Here is a 13,380-nt window from a genome sequence, read left to right as displayed (position 1 = left end):
AGTTCTAAAGTAAAACAGAATGATAATAAAAACAGTAAAAGTAATCATATGGGGTGCGTTAATGTTAACGCACCTCTATAGTTTCGGGCAGCAGCAGAGCAATCTGCTGGATAGCCTCATGTTTAAAGGAGCTTCAGTCTCTTCAGATCTGCAGATTAAGGGGCACAGTCACAATGACTATGCGCAGGATATCCCTTTTTACAAAGCATACTATGCCGGAATGGAATCTATAGAGGCTGATGTATTTTTGAGAGATGGTGTCTTGTATGTTGCTCATGATAAAAGTGAAATTAAAAAGGATAAGACGCTGGAATCTGTTTATTTGTCACCTATAGCTAAAGTGATGAAAGAGAATGGCGGCCATGTCTTTAAGGATCGCCGTAAAAAGTTGCAACTGATGATCGATATCAAAGAAGATCATGTAGTTGTCCTGGATGCACTGATCAGATTGCTTTCTTCACGCCCAGAACTGGCAGATAGGAGCAAAAATCCGGATGCCGTAAAAATTGTAATCAGCGGAGATCGTCCGGCACCATCTGATTTCAAAAAGTATCCGCAATGGATATCTTTTGACGGACTGGTAGGACAGCCTTATACAGCAGATCAATGGAAACGGATTGCGATGTTGAGCGCCGACCTCAAAGCATATACCAACTGGAACGGTAAAGGTACTCCTGTACCGGCGGATAAGGAAAAGATCAAAGCTGCCGTAGCGGTGGCTAAACAACAGCATATTCCTTTTCGGTTTTGGGGAAACCATGACAGCCCCAATACCTGGCAGGAACTTCATAAATTAGGCGTTTATTGGATCAATACAGATCAGCCGGAAGCTTTGGCCCGGTTTATCGATCGTCTTCCATATGAGCAGTTCCGTCAGGCGGAACCACAAAGCATATATATGCCGACTTATCAGAGTGACGGGACTGACCGTGATATCCGGAAAGTGATTCTCCTGATCGGTGATGGAATGGGACTGGCTCAGGTGAAAGCTGCAATGGCAGCCAACTACGGAGCGCTACACATGTCGGCTATGCATAAGATCGGTCTTTCGCGTACTGAAGCTGCTAATTCAGACAATACGGATTCAGCGGCCGGAGGTTCAGCTATCGCTACAGGTCATAAAACAAATAACCGAAGCATAGCTGTAGATGCAGAAGGAAATCCGATGATCAGTCTGGCAGACAGTCTGAATAAAATGGGCTGGGGATCTGCTATATTATCTACAGGTGACCTGACGGATGCCACACCTGCTGTATTCTATGCACATGCTGCAGAGCGGGATTCCTCCCGCGCCATAGCAAGACAGGCATTACAAGCCTCTTTTGATATACTGGCAGGAGGTACCCCCGGATGGTTCAAAGGAGATGAGGCTGCACAATATCGTACAGTTATGCAGCAAAAAGGGATTACTTACGGACATACACCGCAATTGGCAAAGGATGGTAAAAGACAGATTGTATTTCTGGATGCGGCCTATACCAGGCCGGTTAAGAATGGGCGCCAAGCAGTATTAAAGGAATTGCTGAAAGAGAGTTTAAGCATATTGGACAAACAGCATGAGCGATTCTTTATTATGGCTGAAGGGGCACAGATTGATTATGGCGGACACGCAAATGATCTGCCGTATGTCATTACAGAAACACTGGATTTTGATCAGACTGTAGGTGAGGCGCTGCGCTATGCAGATCAGGATGGACATACGCTGGTCATCGTTACTGCAGATCATGAAACCGGCGGGCTTACCTTGCTGGATAGTGATGAGAAAAAAGGCTATGCACGCGGAAATTTCAGCAGTAATGATCATACCAGTATTCCGGTTCCCGTATTTATATATGGTCCGCAATCAGATAAGTTTACAGGTTATTATCCTAATACTGAAATCTTTCACCGGATATTGCAGGCTGTCAAGTAATCGTATGGATCTGTTTACCTGTTAGACGATATCAATAATAACGATTATTACAAAAAGGTGCTGTCTCTAATGACAGCGCCTTTTTGTTTGCTCAGGTACAGCTACAGCTTCTTTTTTCACCTTTCCTTTTGTTCGTTTGAGATAGAGTAGGTATCCGGTGACTGATAATATTCCCGGAGTCAATCCGATGAGAATATATAAAAATTTGATAGGATAACCGCCATATGATCCGACATGTAAAGGTTGTATAGCGGCCTCCAGTTTTTTTGAAAAAGATAATTCCTGTTGTATAGTCTTTCTTTCAATGCCGCCTGTCAACGGATTGATTGCTATGGAACTGTTCCCAAATAATTTGCTGTCTCCGGGGAGTGAACCGCTGACTCTGAATAATTGCCCTTCCTGTGCAGGCATATAGATATGTTCTATTGCTAATTGAGGCATGGCATGTTTCGCAACCTGTAGCAAATCATCCATAGGCAATAATCCACTGTTATGTACAGGATTTTCTATCATCTTTTTCTTCCAGCTTTCGGGTTGAAAGGCAAACAGATTCATCCAGAATCCGGTAAAGAAAATAATAAGATTAAACAGCAATGCCCATACACCAATAATACGGTGCAGATCTGAAGTAAGCCGCCTGCGCTTTTTCCAGTCGATCCGTACCCGGAATGTAATCACTTTCCAGAGCTGTTTCCGGTATACAATCAGTCCTGTGATGCAGGAAACAAGCATGGTGATGCCCAGAATGGCAGTGAGCAGTGCGCCTGGCATACCCAGATGAAAGGAAAAGTGAAACTGAAACAGCCATTGCATGATGCCGGAATGAAGATCGTCGTACCGGCCTGATCTGATCAGTGCACCCGTATAAGGATTGATTGTCAGAATAGCCAGATCATAGGTGTATACTTTTCCATCATTAAGATATAACCTGAAGTTGGACGCTTCATCCGGATCGGCTTCAGGATTGGTCCAACCAATTCCGCCCAGATTCGGATATTGTGATGTAGCAATAGCATACAACTTATTCAAGGGAAGTGTTTGTTCCTTTTTTTCTACACGCAGGATATCCCTGTTGAGCATGGCATCTATTTCCTCCATAAATACCAAAGCAGATCCGCTGATACCCAACAGGAGCAAAAAGATTCCTGTAATCAATCCGGCAAGGCTATGTAACCGGAACAACTGTCTCCATATTTTAGTGGAAGATGCCATATTATCTAATGGTATAGTTCATGCCGATTCTGAAATTAAACGGATTTCCAAGGGAAGCGGTTACAGTTCTCGAGTTTCCGCCTATAAAATACCGTTCATTGCTGATATTGTAAAAGTTGAGCTGTAGCCCCCAGTTGTTTCTGTCATAATTGATCATCGCATCATACACCTTAGATGAAGGGATTATAAATTTGGGATTAGACTGGAATCCCAGCTGATCACTCATATAGCGGCCACCTAGACCGACTCCCAGGCCTTTCGCCATGCCTGATGGTACATTATACTTTAACCACAGATTAGCCAGATGCTTTGGTGCATTCTGAAAACGACTTCCTTTTGTTCCGAGTGTATTGTCTGCCGTAAGCACATGATCGTTGTATGCGTATCCGGCAATAACACTGAAATTCTGTATACTTCCCTGTACTGTAGCTTCTATTCCTTTACTCCGTGTTCCATCGATAGCAACCTGATGATTAGGGTTATCATCCGTTGGCGCTGCAGCCAGAATATTCGTATAGTCTATGTTGTAAGCAGCTAACATCAGAGAGATGCGATCCTGCCAGACTGAGCTTTTAGCTCCGACTTCATATTGTGTAGCAATACGCGGCGGAAATGGACCTCCGTTTTTGACACTATTAGAGTTCTGAGGAGTGAAGGATTTGGTATAACTTCCGTAGACAGTAAGGTTTTTTTGTATAGCATAGACCAGACCTACCCGGGGTATCCATGCATCGGTCTTAGATTGATTTCCCTGCTCACTGTCACGTGCCGAAAGGGGAGTTCGGACTAAGTCATAAGAATCATATCGCATAGACAGTAAGAGCGTTAAATTTTTATAACTGATCTGATCCTGTATATAGGAGCCAATTAAGCTGATACGCTGTTTGTTGTCATCATAATAATCTTTTTCGGGATTGGCTGCGGGAGGATCGAGACTATAATCCGGATTAAAAATACTGATACGTGTCGCCGCTGAATTTCTGTAATCATTCTTGTACCAGCCGTAATTGTTATAATCTACACCGCCTAATACCTGATGCTCCAGGGCACCTGTTTTGATTTTGTATTCCAGAAAACCAGTAGTCTGCCAGTTGTATTGATCGTATAGCCAGTCCTGATATCCTCTGCTGATGGAATCATTGCGGATGATCCCGCTTACAATGTGATCTGTATAATCAAATTTGCTTCGGATATAACGCTGTATAACTGATAATCTGAGATCTTTGGATAATTTGTTTTCGTAGGTCAGCGTAACGGATGTGTTATGCGTTTTGCCATAATCACTTGGGCTTTGTATCGTCAGATTGTCCGGATAATAATTAAAGTCAAAACTGCCGTCCGGCCTGGTGTATACATAAGTGCCTCTGTCATATTGCTGTACAGCTTTAGCGTAAGCATAATTGACTTCCAGATCCAGTTTGCTTTTATCATTAATGAGATAGGTAAGCGAAGGGGCCAGTAACAGATTGCGCACATCCTGATAATCGCGGAAGCTATTTCCCTGATCATATCCCGCTATTGCTCTGTATAGCCATTTACGGTCTTTGCTCAGTGGCCCGGTCATATCTGCAGAGAATCGTTTGGAATTCCAGCTGCCATATGAAGCTGTCAGCTGTAACTGCTTTGCTGACAATGGTTTTTTAGTCGTAAAGTTGATGACACCTCCCGGTGCGCCTTCACTAAACAAGACTGCTGCAGGTCCGCGCAGCACTTCTACCTGCTGTACATTATACAACAAGGGTTGCTGACTCCATAGATAGAGGTTGCCGCGGACACCGTTAAACGTAATAAAACCCGATCCGAAAGGATAATAGCCAGTAAATCCGCGCATACTGAAAGAGCCCATTCCGCTATTGGCCTTGACTCCTGTCATGACAGAAGAAAGTTCATTGAGGGTCGATGCCTGCAGATCGAGAATTGTTTGCTGGCTGATTACCTGAATAGACTGGGGCGTCTGCAACAGAGGTGTCTGTGTGCGGGTGATGGTGCTGACAGTATCTGTTTTATATTTTTTGTGTTCTGTATTAATAACGACTTCTTCGAGTCTTCGGACAGTGTCTGCGGATTGTGCGTGTACAACGCCGGGGTGACTACCTGCATAGATCAGGATAGCGAAAAGTATAGATAAAGTAGAGTTAGACATAGTAATATCGTAATGTAATAATGATCCTGCATCTGCGTCTGTGACAGAGCAGTATGTATGCGAAGGGGTATGATCCGGTACCTTGATCCGGTATTTAGGTACATATCTTTTTACTCGGTAATACTACAGTATATTCCGGATAAAATAATATCCTGAACAGGGACGGTGTCGCAACCGGGGCTTATGTAGCCTGGAATCATGAAGTAATAAGCAATTACGATATACGTGGAGGTTTGAAAAGCGAAAGAGCATATGCGGAAGATATATGCGGTGTGTCGGTTATATACTGTCTGGTATCTGTTGCCTGAATAATAAGGGGAGCAGGAGACCAGTCAAATGTCATCTGTGTATAGATGAGTTCATTTAGCTGTTTGATAATCTGCATATCCTGATTATGCTCTTTCTCTTCCAGTTTTTTGATTTTTTTCATCAATACACATTGCCCGTGGCAGCTCAGTTCGGGTTTATCTCTGTTTTCACAAAGAACCCGGGAGATATAATCCTGATTTATTTTGAAAGAAATAAAAACTGCCATTCTACTGAAAGGCTGTACCAATACAACCAGTGCCAGTATAACGGAAACGAGTTTTAATCTTCCTTTTTTCATGCGTGCTGCAAAGGTATAACAAAAAATATTTCCATAGACAAAAAAATGACTCCTTTGTACAAATTCGTACAAATATAATATCAAAAAATTGGGTTTAATGCTTCGGAATGTTTACCTTGTAAAGGTCAGAATTGCAGGATAAAAAGGTGCTGGTTTATTCTTAGAGGAATTATTTATTATTTCTTTTTGTCAATTACTGATGCTTTATTTTGGTGTCATTCTTAATTTTCTCTCTACTATGGATGATTTTATTGCTGCACGCTCGCAGATGGCTATGTCGCTGGGGTTTCATATTATTTTTGCCTGTGTCGGGATGGTCATGCCTTTCTTTATGTGTATTGCCCATTATTTGTATTTAAAGACCGGAAATGAGATATATAAAGGTCTTACCAAAGCCTGGAGCAGAGGAGTAGCTATACTCTTTGCTACAGGAGCTGTGTCCGGTACGATGCTTTCCTTTGAACTGGGGCTGCTTTGGCCTGGATTTATGAAGCATGCAGGACCCATCTTTGGTATGCCTTTTTCCCTGGAAGGAACAGCATTTTTTATAGAGGCTATAGCTTTAGGATTTTTTCTTTACGGGTGGAACCGGTTCAATAGGTGGTTTCACTGGGCGACAGGACTGGTGGTCGGTATCAGCGGTATTGCCTCCGGTATATTGGTTGTCGCTGCTAATGCGTGGATGAACAGTCCTGCGGGCTTTGATTATGTAGATGGCAAATATATTAATATTGATCCCATTCAGGCGATGTTCAATGATGCCTGGTTCTCGCAGGCTCTGCATATGATGTTGGCAGCATTCGTTGCTACAGGCTTTGCGGTGGCTGGTGTGCATGCGCTTATGATTATCAAAAAGAAAAATGTGTCCTTTCACACGGCAGCTTTTCGTATATCGGCATTGGCAGCCTGTATCGCTGCACTGCTGCAGCCTATCAGCGGAGATATCTCTGCAAAAGATGTAGGAAAACGTCAGCCGGCTAAGTTAGCAGCGATGGAAGCTCATTTTGAAACGGAGGCCAGAGCTTCTTTTTTGATAGGGGGAATCCCCGATGAAGAGAATGGGACTGTAAAATACGGGATAAAAGTGCCGGGCCTCCTGAGTTTTCTGGCTTATGGAGATATTGATAAACCGGTCACCGGACTCCATGATATTCCGCGCGATGAATGGCCGCCCGTAGCGATCACCCATTATGCTTTTCAGATTATGATCGGATTGGGAATGTTGCTGGTGCTGCTTTCCATACTCTATTTTATTGCATTATTCAAGAAAAAAAGCTGGCTGAAAAGCACCTGGTTATTCAGATTGTTTGTGATCGCTATACCACTGGGTTATATTGCGTTGGAAGCGGGATGGGTGGTGACAGAAGTCGGACGCCAGCCCTGGATTATATATGGTATTATGCGTACTATAGATGCGGTGACACCAATGCCTGGTATTGCATATTCCTTTTATGTATTTACGGCTGTCTTTGTATCACTTTCTGTAGCAGTCATCTATCTTTTGTACAGACAGATTACAATGGTAGGTTATCTGTACGATCCTACAGACCCTAATTTTAAACTAAAAAAGTAATATCATGCTATACGTTGTCATTGCTTATCTGTGGGCCGCCATCTGTCTGTATCTTATTCTGGGTGGTGCCGATTTTGGTGCTGGTATTGTAGAGTTGATCTCTGGCAAAGAAACCCGCCCCCGCGTGCGTAATCTTATGTATAAAGCCATAGGTCCCATATGGGAAGCCAATCATATGTGGCTTATTATTGCCATTGTTATCCTTTTTGTAGGCTTTCCGGAGATTTATACGACCATGTCTATCTATATGCACCTGCCCTTGCTTATGATGCTCATTGGCATTATCGCCAGAGGGACAGCATTTACCTTTCGTAACTACGACGCTGTGGAAGACAGTATGCAAACTCTTTACTTCAGGATTTTTACCATTTCGAGTCTGATTACTCCTTTTTTCCTTGGTATTATAGCTGCGTCTACAGTTTCAAGCCATATTGACACACAGGCAACAGATTTTTATACAGCCTATATCAGCAGCTGGTTGAACTGGTTTGGTATTGCTGTGGGCTTATTTACAGTTGCAATATGCGGTTATCTGGCCTCTATCTTTGCTATCGGACAGGTAGAACAAAAGGAAGACAGAAGATTAATGATCAGATTGGCAAAGTTATTTGTGTTTGTGGTGATGGGCTGTGGTGTTTTGGTATTTGCTGCGGCGTATTACTCACATATCCCTTTGCTCAACTGGGTACTGGGTGATATCTGGGGGCAGATAGCGATCTTTCTTGCTTCCTGTTCTGTAATATGGTTATTTATTAGTTTTCGTAACGAATCTATTTCCCTTATGCGTGTACTTGCAGGCTTTCAGGTGGTCATGATCTTGTTTGCTGCGACGTATAGACATTATCCTAATCTTATATTATTGAAAAACGGGCAACATCTTTCCTTGGTTGAGCATGCCGGAGCAGAGGGAGCAATCAGTTCTCTGGCTTGGGCATTGTTGCTGGGAAGCATTTTTATATTACCTACTCTGTTTTATCTTATGTATTCCTTTAGCCGTAAATCTATAAAGACTTATTGATCAGTTTATAATTGATTATTTTATTTGTTATCCATTTTAGTGCACTTTTGAGAATGTGTATACCGTGAATGGCAATTGAGCGGGAGTCAGATATTTCATTGAAATTATCAGGCAAACAATATTTGCCTGATAATCTGCTGAATCTTAACTACAAACCATAGGTTTATATTTATTCCAGTTATCAGCTATCATCCACAGATTAATAGCAAAAAATGGAAGAGCAATCATTAACCCGGATGGTTCGAAAATGGCATTATGAAGAATAATACCAACCATAATTGGAAAAATTACAATAGCTCCTAACGCTCTTGTTTTTGGGAAGATAAACAGCAACCCGCCTATCAGTTCTATAGCACCTACCAAAGGCATAAGGTACCTGATCTCTGCCATGGCTCCGAATAGCTTCATTTGTTCTGCTGTCAGTTCGGGCATAGGCATATAGTTTAGAAATTTGTTAAGCCCGGCATTGATAAACATCAATCCAAACAGAAGGGAGAGGATGAATTTAACGATTTTCATGATTTTAAATTTTTGTGTGCAATTGGTTTTCCTGATCAAATATAATGATCAAACAAGATATTGCCTATAGTGTTTTAATGATTTAAAATACATAAGTATATGAATAAGTATATAAAGCGAAGGCTCATATGCACATCAATGCTTGCTTGATCTATACAGCTGTGATAGTGGCTTATTTATATATAATTTGTTGACGTAATATTTTTTTTATCTTTTTTCTTTATTTAGATCAATTCTAATTTATATTTGCGCTGAAAATATAAATTATTAGATACTATAAACTATGAAAAAGAGTTATCTGATCGCTTGCGGCTTATTCTTATTGGCCGGATATGTACAGGCGCAGACACTAAAGGGGACTGTCTACAATGCTTCCGGAGAGAAAATCAAGGGCGCGAGTATTCTGATATCGGGTAAAACTCTGGGACAATCTGATGAAAACGGAGCATTCTCTATAAAACTTAATCCCGGAAGTTATCAGGTGAAGACATCTTATCTGAATAAACAGAGTCGGGTATCGGAGGTTTATCTGCAACAGGGAGATCTCAGAGAACTGGATTTCACTATTGATGCTTCCAATCAACTAGAAGATGTAGTAGTGGTAGCATCCAGAAAACCTGTCAGTATTTCAGATATAGCAGGTACAGTCTGGGTCTTCAATCGTGAACAGATCGAACAACAGGCGAAAAACGGAGTGCCACTAAAAGAAATGCTGGCAATCCTTGCACCGGGTATGGATATCGGTCCGCAGGGAAGAACTAATTACGGTCAGAATATGAGAGGTAGGGCTGCACTGGTCATGATCGATGGTGTATCATTAAATAGTATACGCTCTATCAGTCGTCAACTGGATGCAATAGACCCTTTCAATATCGAACGGATTGAGATTCTTTCTGGAGCAAGTTCTATCTATGGTGGAAATGCTACAGGAGGTATTATCAATATAATAACCCGAAGAGCCAATAAAGACGGATTGGGAGGTACTTCCGAAATCGGTGTAAGAGCTGGTCTGAGACATTCAAATGATCATGATTATCGTTTGGCTCAATCGTTACAAGGTAGAGGAGAGAAATTAGAAGGTCGTCTGGCAGTAGCGTATCAGCAGAACGGGGCTACCTACGGGGCTGATAATGAACAGATTTTTACGGATATTACACAAACGGATTTACAGTACAACAGAAGTGTAGATTTATTGGGAACTGCAGGTTATCAGATCCATCCGAATCATAAGATCACTGTATCCGGTCAGTATTATAATTCTAAATTTAATGGCAAAAGAAGTCTTTTCTTAGGTGATAACCTGAGTGCTTTTACTACCGGAAAAGGAGAATTACTTGAAATGAGAGACGGGTTTAAATCTACTGTAAATCCCGGTACTGTACGCTTAATGGGAACAGCAAATTATCATAGTTCACAACTACTTGGCGGGCAGGATCTGTATGTGCAGGTAGCCGCGCGATCAGAAAAGCTGGATTTTTATCCTTTCCCGGGCACATTAAGGTTAGCGACAGGTGTTACTCCTTACATGTCTTCATCTCGTCAGAATACGTATTATACCGGATTGAAAGCTCTATTGTCCAAAAGTTGGGATAAGGTCAATATCACCTATGGACTGGATGTAGACTTTGAAAAGTTCGAAGCTACCCAAAATGTATATGATATCACCAAATCATTTGAATCCGGAGGATTGGTCAATGAAACTATCTATACTTTAGGTAGATATCCCACCAATCGATCTACAAGTATAGCCGGATACTTTCAGGGAGAATATTCTATTATCGATATGCTGAAGCTTACTGCAGGTCTGCGTTATCAAAATACGGATATTACGGTTAAAGACTTTGTAGGTTCCGTTCAGCAGACTCAGGTAGCATTTGGTTATGGAAATTCAGCGTCAGCTATTCCGGGCGGAAAGAGTTCATATGATATGACGTTGGTCAATGCAGGTTTATTGCTAAAGCCAAATAGTAATCATCAGGCCTGGTTTACCTATTCAGAAGGTGTGGCACTGGCCGATCCGGCAAAGTTTTACGGATATGGTACATACAGTCTTAATGCCACGACTAATAACTGGGACATCACTTCCAGTCTGAATGTAAAAGATTCACCGTTGCAGGGAATCAAAACAAATCAGTTCGAGTTGGGGTACCGTATCAATTATGCAGGTATTAAAGGACAGGTGTCCGGATTTATCAGCAAATCTGATAAAGTAATGTCTGTGGACCGGACTAATTTTCAGGTTGTTGTCAATGAACAAAACCTGCGCAATACAGGTATAGAAGCAGAATTGTCGTATACACATGATGGTTTTTATATAGGAGCAAGTGCATTACTGATCCGTTCGGAAGTCGAGGTGGAAAATGATTGGAAGAAGCAAGAAGTATATAACGCCAGTCCTTCCAAACTTGTGGCTTACACCGGATACAACATCAAAAACTGGAACTTCCGTTTCCAGAGTTTGCAAAATATGAAATTGAAAGATGAATTGAATAATGAAATAAAGGCTTATAATACATCAGATCTTTTTGTGGGGTATAAGCTTCCTTACGGAAAAGTGAATGTTGGGGTACAAAACTTATTCAATACCACTTATCAGACTATTTGGAGCAAACGATCGCAGATCCTGTATTCTACTTATAAACTGGATGATCTGTTTTATTATCAGGGAAGAGGAAGAACCTTCTCTATCAATTATACGTTCGACTTTTAGAAATATAACTACTTAATACTTAAATGCGAAGCAGATTTGTTTCGCATTTTTTATTAAATATCGATATGATAATTTTTGTATCTGCAGCAAAATAAATATTTTTAAGCCTTAAACACGATTAACCTAAAACAAGCTTATGGTTATTGTATCAATAAACGTTTTCAGAAGATACAGGAATCAGAGTATGTTTTTTAACAGTAAAATATGGAGAGAACAATAGAACAACCGGAAGGAGAGAACCAACCTGCCGCAAAAAGTAAGAAAGGGTTGTACATTACGCTGACTATTTTAAGCCTACTTTTATTAAGTGCAGGCGGATACTACTTTGTAGTGTATAAAAATGGTGGCCAATCCTTAGACGAAAATAATGCAGAAAGACAGGAGGCGATAAATTCTATTTTTTCTGTTTCAGAATATGATAATATTCCTGATAACTATAAAGCCTTTATTTATAATTTTTTAGAATATAATAATTATCTGGACGGAACGGAGTTCTTAACCAAAATCGCTGACAGAGCGAAATACGTATATGCTTTCGGAAATTTTACAGGAGATGACGATAACGAAGATGATATGGCTGTATTGTTCGAAAAAAATGACTACAAAAGCAGTTCTCTGGTAATATTCAATCATAAGGGTGAAGGTCTGCTAATAAAAGATTATGAAAATGAATTGCCGGTTATTAATTCATTTAAGGCAGGAGCCAGAATATACATGGATGAAGCTAAGCTTGTACCAGCCCCCTGTGCCGGATTAATCATTAAAAACGAAAATACGAAGTATGCATTGGTATATGATAAAAATACAAAGAAGTTTAACTCATACTACCAGTATACACAGCAGGAAATAGAAGATATGGATCGTATGGGACCGGAAGATGATATATCCGGAGATACTCCTGAGGAAATGGAATCTACACCTGATAGTACACATACTACAGCAGAAGGCGATCAATAAGGCAGACTTCTCGATAATTCGTAATTTATCTTCTGCTGTATTTTTGTACAATAATTTAGATAAAGAAGAATGCTTATTCTTATTTTTGCGAAATGGAATTTTCTTCAAAATTATTGCAGCAGGCAGTAGATGAATTCGGGCGTTTACCGGGGATAGGACAAAAGACTGCATTAAGGTTAGTCTTGCACCTGTTGAAGCAATCTGATGGAGAAGTTTTGCGCTTTACAGGGGCACTCAATCAACTCAAAGAACAGATCAAGTACTGTAAGGAATGCTTTAATATTTCAGATCATGATATCTGCGAAACCTGTAGTTCGCTTAAGCGCGACAAATCTTTGATCTGTGTGGTAGAAGATACCAGAGATGTCATGGCGATAGAGAATACCAATCAGTATCAGGGCGTATATCATGTATTGGGAGGCCTGATATCTCCTATGGATGGTGTTGGTCCTTCAGATCTCAAAATAGAAGGACTTGTACAGCGCCTTCGTGCAGGTCATGTGAAAGAAGTAATTCTGGCATTAAGTGCTACCATGGAAGGAGATACTACGATCTTCTACCTTTACCGTAAATTAAAAGAATTTGATATTCAGATCAGCACCATTGCCAGAGGTATTGCATTTGGTGGCGAACTGGAATATGTAGATGAAATTACACTGGGGCGCTCAATTGCTACAAGAGTTCCCTATGAGCGTAATATAGGATAATTTTAAATCAATAAGACCGGGT

The 13,380-nt window shown here is 41.0% G+C and carries 10 protein-coding genes; 6 read left to right on the top strand and 4 right to left on the bottom strand.

Going from position 1 to position 13,380, the window contains the following annotated elements:
- Positions 1 to 19: 19 nt before the first annotated feature.
- Complete coding sequence (locus tag I6J03_RS21235) at positions 20 to 1,912, top strand: alkaline phosphatase (protein ID WP_003006043.1); 1,893 nt, start codon at positions 20 to 22, stop codon at positions 1,910 to 1,912.
- A gap of 66 nt (positions 1,913 to 1,978) precedes the next feature.
- Here I6J03_RS21235 and I6J03_RS21230 read toward each other — a convergent pair whose 3' ends face one another.
- The 3 genes from I6J03_RS21230 to I6J03_RS21220 all read right to left on the bottom strand — a co-directional run bounded on the left by I6J03_RS21230 (position 1,979) and on the right by I6J03_RS21220 (position 5,874).
- Positions 1,979 to 3,124 (bottom strand): PepSY-associated TM helix domain-containing protein, encoded by a 1,146-nt coding sequence (locus I6J03_RS21230; RefSeq protein WP_003006040.1) that lies wholly within the window; start codon positions 3,122 to 3,124, stop codon positions 1,979 to 1,981.
- 1 nt (position 3,125) lies between these two features.
- A complete protein-coding gene (locus I6J03_RS21225; RefSeq protein WP_201693965.1) occupies positions 3,126 to 5,267 on the bottom strand; it encodes a TonB-dependent siderophore receptor in 2,142 nt (713 codons plus the stop codon).
- Between the two features lie 214 nt (positions 5,268 to 5,481).
- Complete coding sequence (locus I6J03_RS21220; protein ID WP_003006031.1) at positions 5,482 to 5,874, bottom strand: hypothetical protein; 393 nt, start codon at positions 5,872 to 5,874, stop codon at positions 5,482 to 5,484.
- 199 nt (positions 5,875 to 6,073) lie between these two features.
- On the opposite strand from I6J03_RS21220, the gene I6J03_RS21215 reads away from it, so the two are divergent.
- On the top strand, positions 6,074 to 7,447 hold the full coding sequence (locus I6J03_RS21215) for a cytochrome ubiquinol oxidase subunit I (RefSeq protein ID WP_003006028.1): 1,374 nt from the start codon (positions 6,074 to 6,076) through the stop codon (positions 7,445 to 7,447).
- A gap of 4 nt (positions 7,448 to 7,451) precedes the next feature.
- Complete coding sequence (locus tag I6J03_RS21210; protein ID WP_003006026.1) at positions 7,452 to 8,465, top strand: cytochrome d ubiquinol oxidase subunit II; 1,014 nt, start codon at positions 7,452 to 7,454, stop codon at positions 8,463 to 8,465.
- Positions 8,466 to 8,609: 144 nt separating this feature from the next.
- Here the strand turns inward: I6J03_RS21210 and I6J03_RS21205 are convergent, their stop codons facing one another.
- The gene (locus I6J03_RS21205; RefSeq protein WP_003006020.1) at positions 8,610 to 8,984 is read right to left on the bottom strand and encodes a MauE/DoxX family redox-associated membrane protein; all 375 of its coding nucleotides are present in this window, start codon (positions 8,982 to 8,984) and stop codon (positions 8,610 to 8,612) included.
- A 283-nt stretch (positions 8,985 to 9,267) separates the two neighbouring features.
- On the opposite strand from I6J03_RS21205, the gene I6J03_RS21200 reads away from it, so the two are divergent.
- The 3 genes from I6J03_RS21200 (at position 9,268) to recR (ending at position 13,358) form a co-directional block, all read left to right on the top strand.
- Positions 9,268 to 11,694: a TonB-dependent receptor gene (locus tag I6J03_RS21200; RefSeq protein ID WP_003006018.1), complete on the top strand. Its 2,427-nt coding sequence runs from the start codon at positions 9,268 to 9,270 to the stop codon at positions 11,692 to 11,694.
- Between the two features lie 204 nt (positions 11,695 to 11,898).
- Positions 11,899 to 12,651 carry a hypothetical protein gene (locus I6J03_RS21195; protein ID WP_003006015.1) on the top strand — a complete coding sequence of 251 codons (753 nt, stop codon included), beginning with the start codon at positions 11,899 to 11,901 and terminating at the stop codon, positions 12,649 to 12,651.
- 92 nt (positions 12,652 to 12,743) lie between these two features.
- Positions 12,744 to 13,358, top strand: a complete 615-nt coding sequence (recR, locus tag I6J03_RS21190; protein ID WP_003006012.1) for a recombination mediator RecR — start codon at positions 12,744 to 12,746, stop codon at positions 13,356 to 13,358.
- Positions 13,359 to 13,380: the final 22 nt, after the last annotated feature.

The sequence above is a fragment of the Sphingobacterium spiritivorum genome (assembly GCF_016724845.1).
In the GTDB taxonomy this organism is placed as follows: Bacteria; Bacteroidota; Bacteroidia; order Sphingobacteriales; family Sphingobacteriaceae; genus Sphingobacterium; species Sphingobacterium spiritivorum_A.
This window is presented reverse-complemented; position numbering and strand designations above follow the sequence as displayed.

What these genes read in the sequence shown, in the direction of transcription:
- I6J03_RS21220 (WP_003006031.1), bottom strand. Translation starts at nt 5,874, where the DNA reads ATGAAAAAAGGAAGATTAAAACTCGTTTCCGTTATACTGGCACTGGTT.
- I6J03_RS21235 (WP_003006043.1), top strand. Translation starts at nt 20, where the DNA reads ATGATAATAAAAACAGTAAAAGTAATCATATGGGGTGCGTTAATGTTA.
- I6J03_RS21205 (WP_003006020.1), bottom strand. Translation starts at nt 8,984, where the DNA reads ATGAAAATCGTTAAATTCATCCTCTCCCTTCTGTTTGGATTGATGTTT.
- I6J03_RS21200 (WP_003006018.1), top strand. Translation starts at nt 9,268, where the DNA reads ATGAAAAAGAGTTATCTGATCGCTTGCGGCTTATTCTTATTGGCCGGA.
- I6J03_RS21225 (WP_201693965.1), bottom strand. Translation starts at nt 5,267, where the DNA reads ATGTCTAACTCTACTTTATCTATACTTTTCGCTATCCTGATCTATGCA.
- recR (WP_003006012.1), top strand. Translation starts at nt 12,744, where the DNA reads ATGGAATTTTCTTCAAAATTATTGCAGCAGGCAGTAGATGAATTCGGG.
- I6J03_RS21210 (WP_003006026.1), top strand. Translation starts at nt 7,452, where the DNA reads ATGCTATACGTTGTCATTGCTTATCTGTGGGCCGCCATCTGTCTGTAT.
- I6J03_RS21230 (WP_003006040.1), bottom strand. Translation starts at nt 3,124, where the DNA reads ATGGCATCTTCCACTAAAATATGGAGACAGTTGTTCCGGTTACATAGC.
- I6J03_RS21195 (WP_003006015.1), top strand. Translation starts at nt 11,899, where the DNA reads ATGGAGAGAACAATAGAACAACCGGAAGGAGAGAACCAACCTGCCGCA.
- I6J03_RS21215 (WP_003006028.1), top strand. Translation starts at nt 6,074, where the DNA reads ATGCTTTATTTTGGTGTCATTCTTAATTTTCTCTCTACTATGGATGAT.